The sequence below is a fragment of the Bacillus alveayuensis genome, from assembly GCA_030812955.1.
Taxonomy (GTDB): Bacteria; Bacillota; Bacilli; order Bacillales; family Aeribacillaceae; genus Bacillus_CB; species Bacillus_CB alveayuensis.
Map to the genome: position 1 here is coordinate 721,822 of JAUSTR010000001.1, position 22,060 is coordinate 743,881.

The 22,060-nt window shown below is 38.2% G+C and carries 19 protein-coding genes; 18 read left to right on the forward strand and 1 reads right to left on the reverse strand.

Annotation, left to right across the window (positions count from 1 at the left end; translation table 11 throughout):
- Positions 1 to 2: 2 nt before the first annotated feature.
- The 16 genes from J2S06_RS03665 (at position 3) to J2S06_RS03740 (ending at position 16,084) form a co-directional block, all read left to right on the forward strand.
- On the forward strand, positions 3 to 1,286 hold the full coding sequence (locus J2S06_RS03665) for a dihydroorotase (protein ID WP_419151315.1): 1,284 nt from the start codon (positions 3 to 5) through the stop codon (positions 1,284 to 1,286).
- Entirely contained in the window at positions 1,283 to 2,386 is a 1,104-nt protein-coding gene (locus tag J2S06_RS03670) for a carbamoyl phosphate synthase small subunit (RefSeq protein ID WP_419151316.1), read from the forward strand. Before J2S06_RS03665 ends, J2S06_RS03670 begins: the two co-directional genes overlap by 4 nt.
- Positions 2,371 to 5,583 (forward strand): carbamoyl-phosphate synthase large subunit, encoded by a 3,213-nt coding sequence (gene carB, locus J2S06_RS03675; RefSeq protein ID WP_419151317.1) that lies wholly within the window; start codon positions 2,371 to 2,373, stop codon positions 5,581 to 5,583. Before J2S06_RS03670 ends, carB begins: the two co-directional genes overlap by 16 nt.
- A complete protein-coding gene (locus J2S06_RS03680; protein WP_044895528.1) occupies positions 5,580 to 6,362 on the forward strand; it encodes a dihydroorotate dehydrogenase electron transfer subunit in 783 nt (260 codons plus the stop codon). Before carB ends, J2S06_RS03680 begins: the two co-directional genes overlap by 4 nt.
- Positions 6,356 to 7,291, forward strand: a complete 936-nt coding sequence (locus J2S06_RS03685; protein ID WP_044895529.1) for a dihydroorotate dehydrogenase — start codon at positions 6,356 to 6,358, stop codon at positions 7,289 to 7,291. Before J2S06_RS03680 ends, J2S06_RS03685 begins: the two co-directional genes overlap by 7 nt.
- Positions 7,263 to 7,979, forward strand: a complete 717-nt coding sequence (gene pyrF / locus J2S06_RS03690; protein ID WP_419151318.1) for an orotidine-5'-phosphate decarboxylase — start codon at positions 7,263 to 7,265, stop codon at positions 7,977 to 7,979. Before J2S06_RS03685 ends, pyrF begins: the two co-directional genes overlap by 29 nt.
- Positions 7,972 to 8,604: an orotate phosphoribosyltransferase gene (gene pyrE, locus J2S06_RS03695; RefSeq protein ID WP_044895531.1), complete on the forward strand. Its 633-nt coding sequence runs from the start codon at positions 7,972 to 7,974 to the stop codon at positions 8,602 to 8,604. Before pyrF ends, pyrE begins: the two co-directional genes overlap by 8 nt.
- A 243-nt stretch (positions 8,605 to 8,847) precedes the next feature.
- Positions 8,848 to 8,991 (forward strand): YezD family protein, encoded by a 144-nt coding sequence (locus J2S06_RS03700; RefSeq protein WP_083979358.1) that lies wholly within the window; start codon positions 8,848 to 8,850, stop codon positions 8,989 to 8,991.
- Positions 8,992 to 9,130: 139 nt separating this feature from the next.
- Positions 9,131 to 9,850, forward strand: a complete 720-nt coding sequence (locus J2S06_RS03705) for a phosphoadenylyl-sulfate reductase (protein WP_044895532.1) — start codon at positions 9,131 to 9,133, stop codon at positions 9,848 to 9,850.
- A 2-nt stretch (positions 9,851 to 9,852) separates the two neighbouring features.
- On the forward strand, positions 9,853 to 10,914 hold the full coding sequence (locus J2S06_RS03710) for an inorganic phosphate transporter (RefSeq protein ID WP_044895533.1): 1,062 nt from the start codon (positions 9,853 to 9,855) through the stop codon (positions 10,912 to 10,914).
- Positions 10,911 to 12,044, forward strand: a complete 1,134-nt coding sequence (gene sat / locus J2S06_RS03715) for a sulfate adenylyltransferase (RefSeq protein ID WP_044895534.1) — start codon at positions 10,911 to 10,913, stop codon at positions 12,042 to 12,044. Before J2S06_RS03710 ends, sat begins: the two co-directional genes overlap by 4 nt.
- Positions 12,045 to 12,060: 16 nt before the next feature.
- Complete coding sequence (cysC, locus tag J2S06_RS03720) at positions 12,061 to 12,657, forward strand: adenylyl-sulfate kinase (protein ID WP_044895535.1); 597 nt, start codon at positions 12,061 to 12,063, stop codon at positions 12,655 to 12,657.
- A 12-nt stretch (positions 12,658 to 12,669) separates the two neighbouring features.
- Positions 12,670 to 14,292, forward strand: coding sequence for a nitrite/sulfite reductase (locus J2S06_RS03725; RefSeq protein ID WP_419151319.1), 1,623 nt, complete (start codon positions 12,670 to 12,672; stop codon positions 14,290 to 14,292).
- A gap of 12 nt (positions 14,293 to 14,304) precedes the next feature.
- Positions 14,305 to 14,514: a DUF3906 family protein gene (locus tag J2S06_RS03730; protein ID WP_044895537.1), complete on the forward strand. Its 210-nt coding sequence runs from the start codon at positions 14,305 to 14,307 to the stop codon at positions 14,512 to 14,514.
- A gap of 20 nt (positions 14,515 to 14,534) precedes the next feature.
- On the forward strand, positions 14,535 to 15,314 hold the full coding sequence (gene cobA, locus J2S06_RS03735; protein ID WP_044895538.1) for a uroporphyrinogen-III C-methyltransferase: 780 nt from the start codon (positions 14,535 to 14,537) through the stop codon (positions 15,312 to 15,314).
- Complete coding sequence (locus J2S06_RS03740; RefSeq protein ID WP_052659559.1) at positions 15,311 to 16,084, forward strand: sirohydrochlorin chelatase; 774 nt, start codon at positions 15,311 to 15,313, stop codon at positions 16,082 to 16,084. The genes cobA and J2S06_RS03740 overlap by 4 nt, the downstream gene beginning before the upstream one ends.
- 35 nt (positions 16,085 to 16,119) lie before the next feature.
- Here the strand turns inward: J2S06_RS03740 and J2S06_RS03745 are convergent, their stop codons facing one another.
- On the reverse strand, positions 16,120 to 17,832 hold the full coding sequence (locus J2S06_RS03745; protein WP_419151456.1) for an Rqc2 family fibronectin-binding protein: 1,713 nt from the start codon (positions 17,830 to 17,832) through the stop codon (positions 16,120 to 16,122).
- A 448-nt stretch (positions 17,833 to 18,280) separates the two neighbouring features.
- Between J2S06_RS03745 and J2S06_RS03750 the strand changes: the two genes are divergently transcribed.
- Both J2S06_RS03750 and J2S06_RS03755 read left to right on the forward strand, forming a co-directional pair.
- Positions 18,281 to 20,974, forward strand: a complete 2,694-nt coding sequence (locus J2S06_RS03750; protein ID WP_419151320.1) for a calcium-translocating P-type ATPase, SERCA-type — start codon at positions 18,281 to 18,283, stop codon at positions 20,972 to 20,974.
- A gap of 94 nt (positions 20,975 to 21,068) precedes the next feature.
- Complete coding sequence (locus tag J2S06_RS03755; protein WP_419151321.1) at positions 21,069 to 21,944, forward strand: YicC/YloC family endoribonuclease; 876 nt, start codon at positions 21,069 to 21,071, stop codon at positions 21,942 to 21,944.
- Positions 21,945 to 22,060 lie beyond the last annotated feature (116 nt).

Sequence of the window (22,060 nt, forward strand, 5' to 3'; positions counted from 1 at the left end):
AAATGGCCATCATACTTAAAAACGCAAACATATTAACAGAAGAAGGAAATTTAAAACAAGTGGATATGAAAATAGACGAAGGAAAAATTATTCAAATTGCCGAAAAGATTGATGAAGAAGCTGAACAATTCGATATTCAAGGTAAATTTGTTTCAGCAGGCTTTATTGATTTGCATGTTCATTTACGAGAGCCTGGAGGAGAACATAAGGAAACGATCGCAACGGGAACGTTGGCAGCGGCAAAAGGAGGCTTTACAACAGTTGCTGCAATGCCAAATACAATGCCAGTCCCTGATTCTGTTGAACGGATGGAAAATCTTCAAAAGAGAATTAATGAGACAGCCAATGTTCGTGTGCTGCCATATGCTTCAATTACAATTGGCCAAAAAGGGAAGGAATTAACAGATTTTGAGGGCTTGAAAAAGGCTGGGGCGTTTGCGTTTACAGATGATGGAGTTGGAGTCCAATCGGCTGGCATGATGTATGAAGCGATGAAGCTTGCAGCAAAAAATGGATATTCCATCGTCGCTCATTGTGAGGATAACTCGTTAGTATATAGCGGCTATGTTCATGATGGAGAGTTTGCAAAAAAGAACAGGTTAAAAGGAATACCTTCTGTTTCAGAGTCTGTCCATATTGCCCGTGACGTTTTGTTAGCTGAAGCTAGCGGCTGCCATTATCATGTTTGTCATATTAGTACGAAAGAATCTGTCCGTGTCGTAAGGGATGCAAAGCGTGCCGGAATCAATGTGACATGTGAAGTATCTCCACATCACTTATTGCTCTGTGATGAAGATATGAAGGCCATTGATTCAAATTACAAAATGAATCCACCTCTACGAAGTAAAGAAGATCGGGACGCTCTTATCGAAGGTTTGCTTGACGGTACAATCGACTTTATTGCAACTGATCACGCTCCACATACAGCGGAAGAGAAGAGTAAAGGCATAGAACTTGCTCCGTTTGGAATCGTTGGTTTAGAAACAGCCTTTCCTTTACTTTATACAAATTTTGTCGAAAAAAATGTTTGTTCATTAAAACAACTTATTGAATGGTTAACCATTAAACCTTCAAAAATATTTAAACTAAATCTAGGTCAGTTAAAAGAAGGGGCTATAGCGGATCTAACAGTCATTGATTTACATCACGAAGAAGAAATCAATCCGGAAACATTTGTTTCAAAAGGAAAAAATACACCATTTTCAGGATGGAAATGTAAAGGATGGCCTGTTCTAACAATAGCAGGCGGCCAAATTGTATGGAAAAAGGGAGAGGGACAATCATGAAACGGCAATTAGTATTAGAAAATGGGACTTATTGGATTGGAGAAGGATTTGGAAGTGAACAAGATATTGTTGGGGAAGTCGTTTTTACAACAGGAATGACTGGATACCAAGAAACACTTTCTGACCCATCCTATTGCGGACAAATTGTTATCTTTACCTATCCGCTTATTGGAAATTATGGCGTCAATCGCGATGATTTCGAATCTATCCATCCTTCAATACATGGAATTATCGTAAAAGAGGCCTGTCCATATCCGTCCAATTTTCGCTGTGAAATGACGTTTGATGAATTTTTAAAAGCGAAAAAAATTCCATGCATTAGCGGAGTGGATACGAGAAGCTTAACGAAAATGATTCGCCAGTACGGAACATTAAAAGGTGCCATTTGTTCGATTGATCAAGATCCCCATCAAATGGCTGAATACTTAAAAAATACGGAACTTCCGCGAGATCAAGTGGCAAAAGTTTCAACGAAAAAACCTTATCCATCTCCTGGAAGAGGCAATCGAGTCGTTCTCATCGATTTCGGTATGAAGCATGGTATTTTAAGAGAATTAAATAAACGTGATTGTGACGTTGTCGTTGTTCCGTATAACACCTCTGCAGAAGAAATTTTATTATTAAAACCTGATGGTGTTATGCTGAGCAACGGCCCCGGGGATCCGAAAGATGTACCTTGCGCGATTGAAATGATTAAACAAATCATAGGAAAAATACCAATCTTCGGCATTTGCTTAGGCCACCAATTGTTTGCACTTGCTAATGGAGCGGAAACAGAAAAAATGAAATTTGGTCATCGCGGCTCAAATCATCCTGTGAAGGAGTTGGCAACGAACAAAGTTTCCATTACATCTCAAAATCATAGCTACACAGTAAAAATTGATTCATTAGTCCATACAGATTTGGAAGTAACACATGTTGCACTGAACGACGGAACGGTAGAAGGACTAAAGCATAAATATTTTCCAGCATTCACTGTACAATATCATCCTGAAGCATCACCTGGTCCTGAAGATGCTAATTCACTATTTGACCAATTTATAGCCTTGATGGATGAATATAAAGAGAAAGCAGGGGATGAACCATGCCTAAACGTGTAGATATCCAAAAAATATTAGTCATTGGATCTGGCCCTATTATTATCGGCCAAGCGGCAGAATTCGACTACTCAGGAACACAAGCATGTATGGCATTAAAAGAAGAAGGATATGAAGTGATTTTAGTCAACTCAAATCCAGCTACGATTATGACAGATACGGAAATGGCCGATAAAGTTTATATTGAGCCATTAACAGCTGATTTTGTCATAAGCATTATTCGGAAAGAGCGTCCTGATGCGATCTTACCAACACTTGGGGGACAAACTGGGTTAAACTTGGCCGTAGAATTACATGAGCGTGGGGTATTGCAGGAATGCGGTGTTGAAATATTAGGAACAAATCTTTCCGCCATCCAAAAGGCAGAGGATCGCGACTTGTTCCGTTCCCTTATGAAAGAATTGAATGAGCCAGTCCCTGAAAGTGAAATCGTTCATGAGCTTAATGAAGCAAAAGATTTTGTCAAAAAAGTTGGCTACCCTGTCATCGTTCGTCCTGCTTATACGTTAGGTGGAACAGGGGGAGGAATTTGCACAAATGAAGAGGAGCTAATAGAGATTGTTACAAATGGATTAAAACTAAGTCCTGTCAATCAATGTCTACTTGAGAAGAGCATTGCCGGCTTTAAAGAAATCGAGTATGAAGTAATGCGTGATTCAAAGGACAATGCCATCGTTGTCTGTAATATGGAAAATATTGACCCAGTTGGGATTCATACAGGTGATTCCATTGTTGTGGCTCCTAGTCAAACATTATCGGATCGTGAATATCAATTGCTTCGTAATGTATCCTTAAAAATTATCCGTGCGCTTGAAATTGAAGGAGGCTGTAACGTACAGCTTGCCCTAGATCCAAACAGCTTTCAATACTATGTGATTGAAGTAAATCCACGTGTAAGCCGTTCTTCTGCATTAGCATCAAAGGCAACAGGTTATCCAATTGCAAAGCTTGCCGCAAAAATTGCGGTCGGATTAACACTTGATGAAATGATGAATCCTGTAACCGGTAAAACATATGCTTGCTTTGAGCCGGCCCTTGATTATGTTGTCACGAAAATTCCGCGCTGGCCGTTTGATAAATTTGAATCAGCCAACCGCCACTTAGGGACGCAAATGAAGGCAACTGGAGAAGTGATGGCGATCGGACGCACCTTTGAAGAATCGATATTAAAAGCGGTTCGTTCCTTAGAAGCGGGTGTTTATCATCTTACGTTAAAAGATTACGAACAAATTTCAGACGAAATCATCGAGAAACGAATTCAAAAAGCAGGAGATGAACGACTATTTTATATTGCTGAAGCAATGCGTAGAGGCATTTCCATCGAAAATATTCATGAATGGAGTGCGATTGATCGGATCTTTTTAAGCAAACTCCAAAATATCGTAAACTTTGAGCAAGTGATTAATGAACATCGCTTTGATGTAAATGTGTTACAAAAGGCGAAAGAAATGGGCTTTTCCGATCACTTTATTGCATCAAAATGGGGTGTATCAGAGAGAGAAGTGTATCAATTTAGAAAAGAAAACGGCATTACTCCAGTATATAAAATGGTCGACACATGCGCGGCGGAATTTGAATCAGAAACACCTTACTTTTATGGGACTTATGAACAGGAAAATGAATCGATCGTAACAGACCGCAAAAGTGTAATCGTATTAGGTTCTGGTCCAATTCGAATTGGTCAAGGAATTGAATTTGACTACGCAACGGTACATTCCGTTTGGGCGATCCGTGAAGCCGGATACGAAGCTATTATCATCAATAATAACCCTGAAACAGTATCAACAGATTTTAGTATTTCCGATAAGTTATACTTTGAGCCACTTACAGTTGAAGATGTGATGCACATTGTCGACCTAGAAAAGCCTTTAGGAGTTGTTGTTCAGTTTGGTGGGCAAACAGCAATTAATTTAGCAAGTGAGCTAGAAGCGCGAGGTGTGAAAATATTAGGTACTAGTTTAGAAGATTTAGACCGTGCTGAGGACCGGGATAAGTTTGAACAAGCCTTAACGGAATTAAATATTCCACAGCCAGTTGGGAAAACGGCAACATCAGTGGAAGAAGCGGTACAAATTGCTGAGCAAATTGGCTATCCTGTATTAGTTCGACCTTCGTACGTACTTGGTGGACGAGCGATGGAAATTGTTTATCGAAAAGAAGAGCTTCTTCACTACATGGATCATGCCGTGAAAATCAATCCACAGCATCCCGTTTTAATTGATCAATATTTAACGGGAGTGGAAGTGGAAGTCGATGCGATTTCCGATGGCGAAACGGTTGTGATTCCAGGCATTATGGAGCATATTGAAAGAGCTGGTGTTCATTCTGGTGACTCTATTGCTGTCTATCCGCCACAAACTTTGTCGGAAGAAATCAAGCGAAAGCTTGTCGATTATACGATTCGTTTAGCAAGAGGATTAAATATCATTGGACTTCTAAATATTCAATTTGTAATTGCAAATCAAAAACCATATGTATTAGAAGTCAATCCTAGATCAAGCCGAACAGTTCCATTTTTAAGCAAAATTACCGGGATCCCGATGGCGAATGTAGCAACAAAAGTGATTCTTGGACAAACATTAAATAGGTTAGGGTATGAAACGGGATTATTTAATGAAAAAAATGAAGTTTTTGTGAAGGTTCCTGTCTTTTCATTTGCGAAGCTACGACGCGTAGATATCACACTAGGACCTGAAATGAAATCAACAGGTGAAGTGATGGGGAAAGATTATACGTTAGAAAAAGCACTTTATAAAGGTTTAGTGGCTGCTGGGATGAACATTAAACAGCATGGCTCGATTTTATTAACCATTGCTGATAAGGATAAACAAGAAGGATTAGAAATCGCGAAACGCTTTTACGAAATCGGCTATCAATTACTGGCGACAGAAGGTACGGCAAATTACTTGAAAGAACATGGTGTTTATGCGAAGGTCGTTAAAAAAATTGGTACAGAGGGAGATACAATATTAGATGTTATTCGAAATGGGGAAGCCCAATTTGTAATCAATACTTTGACGAAAGGAAAACAACCGCAACGTGACGGGTTTAGAATACGCCGAGAATCCGTAGAAAATGGCATTCCTTGTTTAACGTCGCTCGATACCGCAAAGGCTATTTTACGTGTATTAGAAGCGATGACGTTTACGACAGAAGCGATGCCGAAGCATCAAAAGCACCATGGGGTGGGAGTGCAATGAAAAAAGAGCTAATGAAAATTTGTCGTCACGAAAAGCTCGCATTCAATATATTCGAGATGGAGCTTGAAGGAGACTTAGTGCATCTAATTGAAAAGCCAGGTCAATTTGTTCATATAAAAGTGGACGATCGTTTCGATGTATTGCTAAGAAGACCGATCAGTATTGCCGAATTTCAAAAAGAAGACCGAAAAATGAAGCTTATTTATCGTGCAGAAGGTGTTGGAACAAAGCGTTTATCTACGAAAAAAGCAGGGGATACGCTTGATGTTTTAGGTCCTCTTGGAAATGGATTTTCTATTGAGGAAATGAATCGTGGAAATAAAGCGTTAATTGTCGGTGGGGGAATTGGAGTTCCCCCTTTATATGAATTGTCCAAACAGCTTGTCCGAAAAGGGGTATTCGTCACACATGTGTTGGGATTTCAATCAAAAGATGTTGTCTTTTATGAGCAAGAGTTTGAACAATTAGGAAAAACTTTTATTACAACGGCAGATGGATCCTATGGCATCAAGGGATTTGTAACAGATGTCATTAGAGAAGAGCAGTTCAAATTTGACACATTGTACAGTTGTGGACCAACCCCGATGCTTGCGGCTATTGAAAAAATGTTTCCAGACAAAAATGTTTACATCTCTTTAGAGGAGAGAATGGGATGTGGAATCGGCGCTTGTTTTGCATGTGTATGTCCTGTAAAAGAAGACGAAACAGGTCTAGCGTATAAAAAGATTTGTACAGACGGACCGGTATTTCGTGCCGGAGAGGTGGTCTATTCATGTTAGAAATCAAACTTCCTGGGTTACATTTAAAAAATCCCATTATGCCAGCGTCAGGCTGCTTTGGATTTGGTAGAGAATTTAGTAGGTTATATGATTTGTCGCAATTAGGGGCGATTATGATTAAAGCGACTACGGCCGAGCCGCGATTTGGAAACCCTACACCTAGAGTTGCGGAAACGCCATCTGGAATGTTAAACGCCATTGGACTTCAAAATCCTGGATTAGATCAAGTGATGACCGAAGAATTACCATGGCTTGAACAATTTGATGTTCCGATCATCGCCAATATTGCTGGAACATCCGTAGAGGACTATGTTGTTGTAGCGGAAAAAATAAGTGAAGCCAAAAATGTAAAGGCTCTAGAATTAAATATATCATGTCCTAATGTCAAAAAAGGAGGCATCACTTTTGGGACTGACCCAGACGTTGCGAGTCATTTAACAAAACAAGTGAAACGCGTTTCAAAAGTTCCTGTTTATGTGAAATTATCACCGAATGTGACGGATATCGTGGAAATGGCAAAAGCGGTTGAACAAGCAGGAGCAGATGGAATAACATTGATTAATACCCTTTTAGGAATGAGATTAGACCTAAAAACAGGCAAGCCCATTATAGCGAATCAAACAGGAGGATTATCAGGTCCTGCTATTAAGCCAATCGCCATCCGTATGGTATTTCAAGTGAGTCAAGCTGTGAGCATTCCAATTATTGGAATGGGTGGAATTATGTCAGTCGATGATGTCATTGAATTTTTGCTCGCTGGTGCTTCGGCTGTTGCAATCGGGACAGCAAACTTCGTCAACCCTTATATTTGTCCTGAAATAATCGAAGCATTACCAGAAAGGTTAGTACAATTAGGCTATCAACATGTAACGGAATGTATTGGAAGGAGCTGGAATTATCGTGGAACGACCTCTCATTGTGGCACTTGATTTTGAAAGTAAAGAAAAAGTTCAAACATTTTTGTGTCCATTTCAAGAGCCTCTATATGTAAAGGTGGGGATGGAGCTTTTTTTTGGGGAAGGTCCATCCATTATTTCGTACTTAAAGGAAGAAGGACATCGAATTTTTTTAGATTTAAAGCTTCACGATATACCAAATACAGTGAAGCAAGCGATGAGAACACTTGCACGTTTGGAGATTGATTTAGTCAATGTTCATGCTGCAGGTGGTATCAACATGATGGAAGCGGCTTTAGAAGGATTAGATATGGGGACATCTTCAGGTAGGAAGCGCCCGAACATCATTGCGGTTACCCAATTAACGAGTACTTCAGAACGTATGCTGAAAGAGGAAATTCTCATTGAAACCCCACTTTTAAAAACCGTATTACACTATGCAAAGTTAGCAAAAGAAAGTGGATTAGATGGCGTAGTTTGTTCTCCTAATGAAGTTGAAAGCATACGTGAAGCTTGCGGAGAATCATTTATGACGATCACACCTGGTATACGTATGCAAGATGATCCTCATCATGACCAAGTGAGAGTCGCTACCCCACGCTTAGCAAGGGAAAAAGGAGCGACAGGGATTGTTGTGGGAAGAAGTATTACGAAAGCAGATGATCCTGTGGAAGCTTATATGAGAGTAAAAAAAGACTGGGAGTGTGAAATCAATGCATAAAACGATAGCGAAAGACTTACTGTCGATCGGAGCGGTGATGCTAAAACCAAACAAACCTTTTACATGGTCTAGTGGCATAAAATCACCTATTTATTGTGATAATCGAATGACATTATCATATCCAGATATTCGAAAAAAAATTTATAAAGGGCTTTCTAAACTTATCGAAACAAATTTTTCAGCTGTAAATATGATTGCAGGTACCGCCACGGCAGGAATTCCGCATGCAGCTCTAGTTGCTGAAGAACTCGGTTTGCCGATGTGCTATGTGAGAAGCAAACGGAAAGAGCATGGAAAAGGGAATCAAATTGAAGGAAAAGTTGAAAAAGGACAAAAAGTCGTCGTTATTGAAGATTTAATTTCAACAGGTCTAAGTGCTATTCATGTTGTAGATGCTTTACGGGAAGCAGGGTGTGAAGTATTAGGGGTTGTATCCATTTTTACATACCAATTAAAAATAGCAGATGAGCATTTTCAACAAAAACAATTGCCAGTCTATTCGTTATGCAACTACGAAACACTTGTCGAACTGGCGATCGCAGAAAAGTTTATTTCAGAAGATGATGCCAGGAAGCTTGCATCATGGCGAGAAAATCCTGAAAGCGATGCATGGATGAATAGTTAAGAAAAAGGGGCAGCAAAAGCTCCTTTTCTCATTTGTAATCAAAGTTTCGTAAAGCGAATAAGTTCAGGTGTCAAAAATAATAATTCCTATCAAAAAACTCGGGTTGACATTTGTGAATTTTATGATAAAATTTGAAATCAATAGCAATATTATAAAGTAATCGCCTTGAATGAAAAATTTTATACGCATTAATCCTACTTTACCGCTATGAATTAATGGTTTTTGTTATAAGGGGGAAGTCATTTGAACCGACAGGAAGAATTGGAAGTCGTTTTTGAACATGTTAAAGACATGTTAAAGGAACTGAAATTTGGATCTATTACCCTAGTTGTTCAAAATAGTAAAGTGATTCAACTTGAAAAAAATGAAAAAGTGAGACTAGTTTAGGACAAAAGACTCGCTGACTAGATAAACTAGAGGCGGTTTTAGCTTTGTGGACATCCATAAGGTTAAAACTGCTTTTTCGTTTTAAGCAAAGGAGGCTATTTTTCAATAGATGGATATATTTTGAAAGAGGGGGATTTAGGTGATAACCTTCGAAAATTGGCAGACGCCGATATTAACATTTGACGAGAATTCTGAAACAAAAGGAGCCTTAGAAGTACTGAAGTGGGCTTATTCTAATTATAAAGATGATGAAATTGTGTATGCATGCAGCTTCGGAATAGAGGGAATTGTCCTAATTGACTTAATTGACAAAGTGAATCCAATGGCGAAAATTGTGTTTCTTGATACGGAATTACATTTTAAAGAAACATATGATGTGATTGAAAAAGTCCAAAAACGTTATCCGCTCTTAAACATACAATTAAAAAAGCCTTCTCTTACGCTTAAGCAGCAAGAAGAAAAATATGGGGCAAAATTATGGGAAACAAATCCTAATCTATGCTGCCATTTAAGAAAGGTTGTACCATTGCAAGAAACGCTGAAAGATGTGAAAGCTTGGATATCGGGATTACGTAGAGAACAATCACCATCTAGACAGCATGTACAATATATTAATCAAGATCAAAAATTTCAAAAAATAAAAATTTGTCCACTTATTCATTGGACATGGAAAGAAATTTGGAGATATGCTCATAAGTATAATTTAGCTTATAATGAGCTGCATGATAAAGGATATCCAAGCATTGGTTGTGAACCTTGTACTGATCCGGTCTTTAATGAAGAAGATTTACGCGCTGGCAGATGGGCTGGTACGAATAAATTGGAATGTGGGTTACATGTTGATACGAAAGGAACATAACGATGGAATGGATGGCATTTTTCGTCAGCTGCATCTTTGCCATTAATATTGGGGCTAGCGGAGCAGCTGCTACGATGGGAGTAGCGTATGGTTCAGGCGCCATCAAAAAAATGCATGTTGCACTCATATTGTGTTCAGTTGGAATATTTCTTGGAGCCGTTATTGGTGGTGGCGAGGTTATTAAAACAATCGGATCCGGATTAATTGATCAACAGCTTTTAACGGTTCAAATTGTCATCATCATTTTAGCGTCAGCGACACTTTCGTTATTTTTTGCCAATATATTAGGGATTCCTTTATCAACAAGTGAAGTGACAGTTGGTTCTGTGATTGGTGTTGGAATTGCTTACCAATCTGTTTATTTTCATCAATTGCTTTGGATTGTCGCATTATGGATTATCGTGCCGGTGATTGCTTTTATCATTACAGTCACCATCCAAAAAATCACCCAATATTTTTTTGTTCATAAAATGAAAAAATTCTCAAAAATTTTCACGATTCTCCTTATTATAACAGGTTTTTTTGAAGCATTTTCAGCAGGTATGAATAATATTGCCAATGCTGTTGGACCACTAGTTGGGGCAGGAATGTTAAGTGAAATGGAAGGAAAGTTGCTTGGCGGCTTATTTGTAGCACTAGGTGCCATGATGTTAGGAAGAAAAGTGGTAGAAACAAACGGAAAACGAATTACAAAATTTACAAAAATTGAAGGATTGACTATTTCGGCAACTGGTGCTTCGTTAGTCATTTTAGCCTCTTTATTCGGCATCCCGATTCCGATGACGCAAATTACAACATCTTCCATATTAGGAATTGGCTTTGTTCAGGAAGGAAAACGAGTGTTTCAAAAAGAGGTCGTGCAAAGATTGATCAAAATTTGGGTGGTATCTCCTCTCGTTTCCTTAATTATTTCTTATTCCTTGATCCAAGCGATTGTTTTTTCGAATTGGTATTCTTTTTTCATGGTGGTCATTGTATTTATCACGACGATTGTTTTTCTTAATTTAACAAATTCGATCTTAAAACAGAGTAAACAAATAAAATTAAGGAGGAATGAACAATGACAATTTTGCCACATGGAGGGACTTTGATAAATCGTTTTCATCCAAAAATGGATGTAACTACTATCCAACATACAATTGAGCTCGATTCCATGGCGCTGCGTGATTTAGAGTTAATTGGGATTGGTGCTTATAGTCCGTTAACTGGATTCTTAAATGAACACGACTATCATCATGTTGTGGAAAATATGAGACTTGCAAATGGCACGGTATGGAGTATCCCGATTACATTACCAGTGCAAGAATCGATTGCCTCCCAGTTAGACATTGGCGACAAAGCGAAGCTAACATTTAAAGGTGTCGTTTACGGAACGATCACCATTCAATCCATTTACCATCCAGATAAGCATAAAGAAGCAGAGCTTGTCTATCAAACAACGGATTTGGAGCATCCGGGAGTTCAAAAACTATTTGAACGCCCACCTATTTATGTAGGCGGGGAAATCGTTTTAACGAAAAAGCTTGAAAAAACTTTTCCAAATGAGACATATGAACCGGCTGAATCAAGAGAACAATTTACGAAGCTAGGCTGGAATACAGTTGTCGGATTTCAAACGAGAAATCCTGTTCATCGCGCACATGAATATATACAAAAAACCGCTTTAGAAACGGTAGATGGGCTATTTTTACAGCCGCTAGTCGGAGATACAAAAAAAGATGATATTCCAGCAGATATTCGCATGAAAAGCTACCGTGTCCTTCTTGACAATTATTATCCAAAGGAACGCGTTTTATTAGGCGTCTTCCCAGCAGCAATGCGTTATGCGGGTCCAAGAGAAGCCATTTTTCATGCAATTGTACGAAAAAATTATGGGTGCACGCATTTTATTGTTGGACGCGATCATGCAGGCGTTGGGAACTATTATGGTACTTATGATGCTCAAAAGATTTTCTTGCAATTTTCAAAAGAGGAGATTGGAATTACGCCGATGTTTTTTGAGCATAGCTTTTACTGCTATAAATGTGATGGCATGGCTTCCTTAAAAACATGTCCGCATAGTGCGGAAGACCGTCTCATATTATCTGGCACGAAAGTACGAACAATGTTAAGAAATGGAGAGCCATTACCGAAAACCTTTAGTCGCCCAGAGGTTGTAGAAGTACTTGTAGAAGGAATGAGCATAAGAAATTAAGGGGAGTGAAGGAATTTTGTCCAACAATATCACATGGCATGAAACGTCCATTACGAAATTTGAACGCCGTCAAAAAAACGGCTATCATAGCTTTGTCATTTGGCTTACAGGCCTTTCAGGGTCTGGCAAATCAACAATCGCCAATGCGTTAGCAAGAAAGCTTTTCGATGAAAATATTCATTCCTATGTGTTAGACGGTGATAACGTACGTCACGGTTTAAATAAGGACTTAGGCTTTTCCGAAGAAGATCGCAATGAAAATATTCGCCGAATTGGCGAGGTAGCAAAGCTTTTTGTCGACAGCGGTCAAGTTGTGTTGACAGCATTTATTTCACCATTTCGCAAAGATCGAGAAGTTGTGCGAAATTTACTAGAAGAGAATGAGTTTATTGAAGTGTATGTCAAATGCTCACTCAAGTCTTGTGAAAAGCGTGATCCAAAAGGATTATATAAAAAAGCTAGGAAAGGAGAAATTAAGCAATTTACTGGGATTGATTCGCCATATGAAGAGCCTTTAAACCCAGAAATTGTAGTAGATACTGAAGCCCTTTCTGTTGAGGAAAGTGTTGAAGAAATTTACCGCTATTTGAAAGAAAATCATTATATTCATTGAGGAGGGAACGTGATGGCGTACAGAAAAATTTGGAAAAACAATGAAAATTTAAATAAAACAGAGTTGAAAAAGTTAGAGAAGGATGGCTTGGAAATTTTTCAAGATATTGAGGAATTCGCTCAAAAGGGATTTGAATCCATTCCGAAAGATGATTGGGATTTATTAAAATGGGCTGGGCTTTACTTGCAGCGCCCTAAAAGCGACGGCTATTTTATGATGAGGGTAAAGGTTCCATCCGGCATGCTAAATTACGACCAAGTCGTTACACTTGCTTCCATTAGTAAAGATTATGGACGAGGTGTATTTGATATTACGACGCGCCAAGCCATCCAATTTCATTGGTTAACCATTGAACAAATTCCAGATATTTTCAAGCGGCTTGAGAAAGTGGGGTTATCTACTGCAGGGGCGTGCGGAGATATTACGCGTAATATTGTCGGAAATCCGCTTGCTGGCATCGATCCACATGAGCTATTAGACACAGAACCAATCGTTCGTGAAGTAAATGATTATTTTCATATGAATGAGGATTTTTCCAACTTGCCGAGAAAATATAAAATGTCGATCAATGGAAGCATTTATAATTCCTCAAATGCTGAAATTAATGATGTTGCATTTACGCCAGCCACAAAGGTAATAGATGGAGAAGAGAAAGTAGGCTTCCATGTAAAAGTTGGCGGAGGACTTTCATCTAAACCTTACTTAGCTCAGGAGCTAGACTTGTTTATCTTGCCTGAACAAGTAAAAGATGTGGCTATTGCGATTACAACCATTTTCCGTGATTACGGCTACCGGGAAAAACGTCATCGTGCCCGACTTAAGTTTTTAGTGGCTGATTGGGGGGCAGAAAAATTTAAAGAAAAAGTACTTGAGTATACGGGCCCTCTTCCGACGAAAGGAAAAGATGCAACAAAAGGGTGGAACGCTGGATTTATCTATGGTGTTCATCCGCAAAAGCAGGAAGGGTTAAGCTATATTGGGTTTAATGTACCGGTTGGAAGATTGTCGGCTGACGAGGTATTTGAAATTGCGGAAGTTTCAAAAAAATATGGAAATGGTGAAATCAGAACATGTAACTCACAAAACTTCATTATTCCAAATGTGCCAAATGAAAAGGTAGAAGACTTATTGAAAGAACCTATTTTCCAAGGGCGTATTTCTGCTAAGCCAAATTCATTTACGGCCTATGCTGTATCTTGTACGGGAACGGAATATTGTAATTTAGCACTCGTTGAAACGAAAGAGCGCATGAAAAATGTGGCTCAGTTTTTAGATCGTGAACTTTCGTTAGATGTTCCAGTCCGCATTCATATGGTAGGCTGCCCGAACTCTTGTGGTCAACGACAAATAGCTGATATCGGTCTTCAAGGTGTGTTAATGAAAACAAAAGACAAAAAAATGGTCCAAGCTTATGAGTTTTATGTCGGTGGAACGCTTATCAATGGCGGAAAATTTAATGATAAATTAAAGGGGAAAGTAGAAGCAGAGAAATTACCTTATGTTTTAAAAGATCTTTTAATCTATTTTAAAGAAAATAAACAAGCTGGTGAGTCATTTTTAGATTTTTACGAACGAGTCGGAATCGAGCGACTGCAAGAACGATTAGACGGAATATTAGAAACGATTAACGCATAATTGGAGGTTTATATGAATTTATATCGCTTCATCGTTCAAACAAATGAACGAATGATTCCGGTCATTGTAGCTGCCAATCATGACGAAAAAGCATTTGAACAAGTTGAAATCGAACTAGAAAAGCATTTTTTAAAAATGCCAAAAATCGAAAATATTACTTTGCATGAAAAGAAAAAATTTCAAAACCGAGCAGGATTTGTGATCGATATTCAAGATTTGTAGGAATTAGGGAGGGGGAGCAAATGGGAAAAGTTTTTATTGTCGGTGCGGGCCCCGGAGATCCAGAATTGATCACGTTAAAAGCGATCAAATGCATCCAGCAAGCTGATGTCATTATGTATGATCGGCTGATTAATAAAGAATTATTACAATACGCCAAAAAGGATGCTGATTTACTTTATTGTGGGAAACTGCCTAACTATCATACAATGAAGCAAGAAACGATTAACAAGTTTTTAGTCAAATTTGCGAAGGCAGGAAAAGTTGTTACGAGGTTAAAAGGTGGGGACCCCTTCTTATTTGGGCGTGGTGGCGAAGAGGTGGAATATTTAGTTCGTCATCAAATTCCATTTGAAATCGTTCCTGGGATCACCGCTGCAATGGCAGCCTCCTCTTACGCTGGAATACCACTAACCTTTCGAAATGTCAGTGCTAGCTGTGCCTTTATCACTGGTCATCGTGCTGAAGATAATAAGAGTCAAAGTGAAGAAATCCATTTAATGAAATCTGTCGATACATTGGCAATCTATATGGGAGTGTCTAATTTACCGACTATACAAAAGAAATTACAGCTAGCAGGCTGCGATATTCAAACACCTGTCGCTTTTATTGAATGGGCATCAACGAATAAGCAGAGAACGATCATTAGTACAATCAAAGAGATGGTAAACGATGCGGCGAAGCATCAAGTTAAAAATCCGTGTCTAATGATCGTTGGTGAGGTTGTGAAGTTCCATCAATCTTTCAATTGGTTTGAAAACGAGCCAGAAAACTTATCTCTCAATGCAGGTGTTACAATATGAAAAAAGCGATTTTGTACATTTTTCATGGTTCGCGCTTAAAACAATCATCGAGTGAGGCGAAATTATTTTTTGAATCATGCCGAAAGCTTTTGCCTTACTTGGTCCAACACTATTCGTTTCTTGAATTCGCATCTCCAACGATTGAAGAAGCCTTTTCAAAATGTGTAAAAAGTGGTGCAACCGATATTGCGGTTGTACCTGTTTTACTCTTTTCGGCTGGACATGCCAAACAAGATATTCCGAATATTTTACGTCGTTTGCAAAGGCAGTATCGAGATGTGAATATTTATTATGGCGAAACGTTAGGATTTCATGATTATATGATAGATGTGATCGCTGAAAGAGTTCAAAGAGCCTTAAAAACAATAAGTGGAAATACCAGTAATTGTAAAATTGTGGTGATCGGGCGGGGAAGTCAAGATATAGAAATGCAGAAAAATTTTCGGATGTTGGTGAGTCGTGTAGAAAACCAGCTGCAAATTCAAACAGACTACTGCTTTTTAACGGCTGCTAGGCCGTTATTTGAACATGTATTAGCAAACTTGTCTGAAACCAATAAACAAACAATTGTCTTCGTACCATATTTTCTTTTTACTGGTTTGCTTTTAAAAGGAATTAAGCGGGATTTAATCAAGATGTCCACAAACACATCCAATCAATTTATATTAACGGAGCATATTGGGCTAGATGAAAAAGTTCAATCATTAGTTGCTAAAAGAGCACACGAAGCTTTTTTGCTAGATTCGCTTCATAAAAAGGTCATGGGTTAAAAAGGTGGGAATAAAGGATCCCACCTTAAATTTTTTCATTTTTTTCTCATTTGAAGTACCTTTTCTTCATCTGGGGTTACATATATCGTTTGTTGATGTGTGTAAATGACAAAGCCAGGCTTTGATCCGTTCGGCTTTTTGACATATTTAATTTTTGTATAGTCAACAGGGACGGAGCTTGATTGTCTAGCTTTGCTAAAATAGGCTGCTAATTGAGCAGCTTCAATCAACGTTTCGTGAGAAGGATCACTGTGTCGAATCACAACATGAGAGCCAGGACTATCTTTCGTATGCAACCATATATCCTCTTTTCGCGCCAATTTCATCGTCAAATATTCATTTTGTTTATTATTTTTTCCAACTAATATTTCTGTACCATCACTTGATACGTACTTTTCCAGTATTGGTTTTAATGGTTTTTTTCTTTGTGAATTTGCAGCTCTTTTTTTCTTGATGTAGCCACCTTCATAAAGCTCTTCTCGAATTTCTTCGAGATCTTTTGGGGACGCTGTTTCTAATTGCTGTAAAAGCCGATCAAAATAATCGATTTCATCTTTTGTTTTTTCTAATTGTTCTTGGACGTATACAACTGAACTTTTTGCTTTTTGATATTTTTGATAATAGCTTTGGGCATTTTCTGATGGAGTTTTTTTCGGATCTAGCGGAATGGTTATGAGACGATTTTTTTCATCATAATAATTAGACACCTTTGCCTCTTTATCCCCTTTTTGAATGGCATACATATTTGCTGTTATCAGTTCCCCAAAAAGTTTATATTGTTCGGCTTTTTCAGCCTCTTTTAACGTTGTTTTAAATTTGTTCATTTTATTTACGTTTTTCTTTCGCTCATTGATCATAAACTTTTCCAAATCATGTCCAAGTTGTTTTACTCGATCTCTTCCCGCTTTTCCAAAATAATATCGATCTAGCAGCATGCTAAGTGATGGGAATTTTTGTGATTTACCGTTAAGATGGGTCAGTGGAAGTAAATAAAAGTATTCCTTCTGCCCTGTCCTCATGATTTGTGGTTCAATATGACCATTTTCGATCTTTCGCATGACGTCGAGAAATGTTTTCGGAATGGTTGAACGGTTAGCTAAACCAGCCCGGTGAACAATTTCTTTTGCGAGTAATGGTGAAATGCCAGAAAACTGTTCAACAAGCTGTTGATGAATTTTCCCAGCATGAAAATCAAGCTTTTTTAATACGGTTTCTTCATTTGCTTGAAATGGATTTTGTTTATTTTGTGCTGGTGGTAGCACATATGGATGTCCTGGTAGTACTGTACGGTGTCGATTCATAGCAGGTGGTATATGCTTAATGCTATCAAGAATGATTTCCCGCTCTTTGTCAATGAAAATGATATTGCTATGTCTTCCCATGATCTCAATGATTAATTGCTTATATGATAAATCTCCAAGTTCATTACGAGTTTTCATTTCAAATACAATCATTCGCTCCATATCGATTTGAGAAATATTTTCAACAATACTGCCTTCTAAATGTTTACGTAGGAGCATGCAAAACATTGGCGGTTCACTAGGGTTTTCGTACAATTCTTCCGTTATATGGACGCGGGCATAGTTCGGGTGTGCCGATAATAACACACGATGATTTTTTCCGTTTGCACGAATTTGTAATATGAGCTCATGTTTAAATGGTTGATATATTTTCGTGATACGCCCGCCAACGAGCTGCTGCCGTAATTCTTTTTGCATACAATATGTAAACATGCCGTCAAATGACATTTCCAACACCTACTCCTATTCTTTCTTTTTGTAAGGATGTTTTCGAAACTTTGTTGCTTATCAACTGTCTATGAACCGAACAACGCACGTGGTCGGATAAATCACATTTGTTCGACAATCGATTGTTGTTCGGTTCACATCACGCTCTAGCATGACATAGCAAGCGTGTCGCTTGCCTATGACAGTCGAAAAGCTATAGTCAAGTAACAATCTTTTGAAAAGAGCCTTTTATTAACACCTTATGACAGTTCGTTCGATAAATTATATCATTTTTTCCAATAAGACTGAATAAGTTGATTTAAGAGACAGGCTATCATCCTTTCTTACATATGACATGAGAAGATCGTTAAAATGTTAACGTCATTTCAAGATGGAATAGGGGGGATGAAAATTTTTTAGACAAAAGCATCACTTTATGACATAAAAGTAGGGGGTGTTTTTACTTTTTATGAATTGGTATGAGATGACAGTAGCCGATGTTGTTCAAAATACGAAAACAGATCCATCATCTGGGTTATCAACCTTTGAAGTGAATAAGCGAAGAAAAAAATACGGCTTAAATGAAATGAAGGAACGAGAGCGTCCTTCAGCCATCCAGCTATTTATTCGTCAATTTAAAGACTTCATGGTGCTCGTGTTATTAGCTGCAACGTTGATTTCTGGTTTGTTAGGGGAATATATGGATGCCATAGCCATTATGGCCATTGTCTTTTTAAATGGAATACTAGGGTTTATTCAAGAAAATCGTGCGGAAAAGTCGTTAGAAGCATTAAAGGAGTTATCCGCTCCACACGTTACTGTATTACGGGAAGGAGAATGGATGAAAATTCCTTCTAAAGAGCTAGTCATTGGTGATATTGTCAAAATAACAAACGGAGATCGAATCGCAGCTGACTTAAGAATCATCAAAGCAAATAGTTTAGAAATAGAAGAATCAGCACTAACAGGGGAATCTATACCTGTTTTGAAAACAAGTGATCGAATCGAGCAAAAAAATATTGGGATAGGCGATCAAACGAATATGGCGTTTATGGGAACGGTCGTTACAAGAGGTTCAGGTGTAGGCATCGTAGTTCAGACAGGTATGAAAACAGCAATGGGGCAAATTGCGAATCTCATTCAAACAGCTGAAACGCTTGCTACTCCTTTGCAGCGAAAATTAGAGCAGCTAGGCAAAATTCTCATTTTGGTAGCATTGCTCTTAACGATTTTAGTTGTTGTCATCGGAGTGTTGCAAGGGCATCAAGTATATCAAATGTTTTTAGCTGGAGTATCATTGGCTGTTGCAGCTATTCCAGAAGGTCTACCAGCTATTGTTACGGTTGCTCTGTCACTTGGTGTGCAAAGAATGATTAAGAAAAAAGCGATTGTTCGTAAGCTTCCAGCAGTAGAAACGTTAGGCTGTGCCTCCGTTATTTGCTCTGACAAGACGGGAACGATGACACAAAATAAAATGACCGTCACTCATATTTGGGTTGGAGGAAAAACGTGGCAAGTTTCAGGGACAGGTTACGAGCCACATGGTGAGTTTACAGATGGATATAAACAGGTGAATCCACATGAAATTAAATCATTAAAGCAAATTTTGACTTTTAGTATGCTTGCAAGTAATGCCGAGATTAAAGAAAAAGATGGACGCTATATATTAGATGGAGATCCGACAGAAGGGGCGCTGATGACAGCAGGGAGGAAGGCTGGATTTACGAAATCATCGTTATTGAAACAGTTTCAAATTCAAAAAGAATTTCCTTTTGACTCGACGAGAAAAATGATGAGTGTAGTCGTAAAAGATCGAAATGGCAAGCATTATGTCATTACAAAAGGGGCTCCAGATTTATTATTAAATAATTGTCAATCCGTTCTTTGGAATGAAAAACAAGTGCCTTTATCGCCATCTTTCAAACAAAATATCCATCAAGCCATTGATGGCCTTGCTAGCAAAGCCCTTCGAACGATTGCCATTGCCTTTAAACCAATCACAAATGAAAATGTTTCGACATTATCGGCATTTGAAGCAGAAAGTAACTTAACATTTATTGGGCTAGCAGGAATGATCGATCCGCCGCGTCCAGAGGTAAAACAAGCTATAAAAGAATGTCACGATGCTGGAATTAAAACTGTCATGATTACTGGAGATCACGTGATTACGGCAGAAGCGATCGCAAAGGAGTTAAAAATATTACCTGAAAATGGAAAAATCATCGATGGTCAAACATTATCACAGCTTTCGATTGAGGAGTTAGAGGATATGATTGATCATATATATGTATTTGCTCGTGTTTCTCCTGAAGATAAATTGAAAATCGTGAAAGCATTTCAAAATCGCGGCCATGTGGTGGCGATGACGGGTGATGGAGTCAATGATGCACCTGCGATTAAAGCGAGTGATATTGGAATCTCAATGGGAATGACAGGGACAGATGTTGCAAAGGAAGCTTCTTCACTTATATTAGTTGACGATAATTTTGCAACCATTCAAGCGGCGATTAAAGAGGGGCGAAACATTTATGAAAACATTCGGAAGTTTATTCGTTATTTACTAGCTTCTAATGTTGGGGAAATATTAGTGATGCTCTTTGCGATGATATTAGCTTTACCATTGCCACTAGTTCCAATCCAAATATTATGGGTTAATTTAGTAACGGATGGTCTACCTGCTATGGCGCTTGGACTTGATCCACCTGAAGGAAATGTCATGAAACAAAAGCCCCGAAATCCTCAAGAAGGAGTATTTGCTAGAAAGCTAGGATGGAAAATCTTATCACGAGGATTTTTAATTGGTGTGATGACGTTATTAGCTTTTATCATTCTGTATCAGCGTGATCCCGAAAATTTAGTCTATGCTCAAACTGCGGCATTTAGTACACTAGTATTGTCGCAATTAATATTAGTATTTGATTGCCGCAGTGAAACATCGATATTTGACCGAAACCCATTTGAAAATGTTTATTTAATGTTAGCTGTGCTATCGTCTCTGTTATTAATGCTTGCGGTGATCTATTACCCGCCGCTTCAACCAATATTCCACACTGTACCGATTCAGTTAAGAGACTGGCTGTTAATAGGAACGTTATCGGCGATCCCAACTTTTTTATTAGCAGGATCATTCATAACAAGAAAAGCAAATGAAAATATGTTATAATGCATGAAGGTGATAGATGAATGGCTCTATGACCTTTCTTTTTTGCTTTTGTATAATTTTTTTAAACGCTCAATAAAGAAACGGAAGTGATGGAATGGTACATAGCATGACAGGGTTTGGGCGTTCAATGATGAAAAGGGATGACTATGAAGTAACCGTTGAGATAAGGTCTGTCAACCATCGTTTTTCCGAGATCAGTATACGGTTGCCTCGTCAACTTTTAAGCAGTGAAGAAAAGATAAAGAAAATAGTTCAGCGATACATAAATAGGGGTCGCGTCGAGCTTTACATAACCGTTAAAGGGGAACCGTTCTTTGAAAGATCATTGCTTGTCGATTGGCCATTAGTTGAGCAATATATTCAAGCTCTCAACAAAATAAAGCAGCAGTTTGAGATAAAGGATTCTATTAAAATTGACCATATCATTCAACAGCATGATCTATTTGACATTCAAGAGGAACATTGTGAAAATAGTGAACTTGAGCAACTTATTTTTGAAGCAGTAACAGATGCGACGTTAAAATTGTTGGAAATGCGCAAATTAGAAGGTGAAGAACTAAAACAAGATGTATTGTCACGATTAAAGGAATTGACGGTACTGATCGCTCAAATTGAAGAGCATGCACCACTTGTTGCGAAATCTTTTCAAGAAAAAATTTCTAAGCGTATATCCGAATTTTTATCTGGAAATATTGATGAAAATAGAATCTTAACAGAAGCAGCTATATTTGCTGATAAAGTTGATATATCTGAAGAATTGACAAGATTAAAAAGTCATATCCGCCAATTTGAAGAAACCCTTAAAAAAAACGAACCGATAGGTCGGAAGCTTGATTTTATCGTTCAAGAGATGAATAGGGAAGCAAATACCATTGGGGCAAAAGGGAATGATCAAAACATTGCGAAATATGTCGTAGACTTAAAAAGTATTATTGAAAAAATAAAAGAACAAGTTCAAAATATTGAATAGATGATCATGAATAAAGGCCATGTCGAAAAGTACAACATAAACACTTGCTAATATTACGTGTGGTAAAGGTAATTAGCACGAGATGATGCCTTTCATTCAATAAGCTCGACCAAATT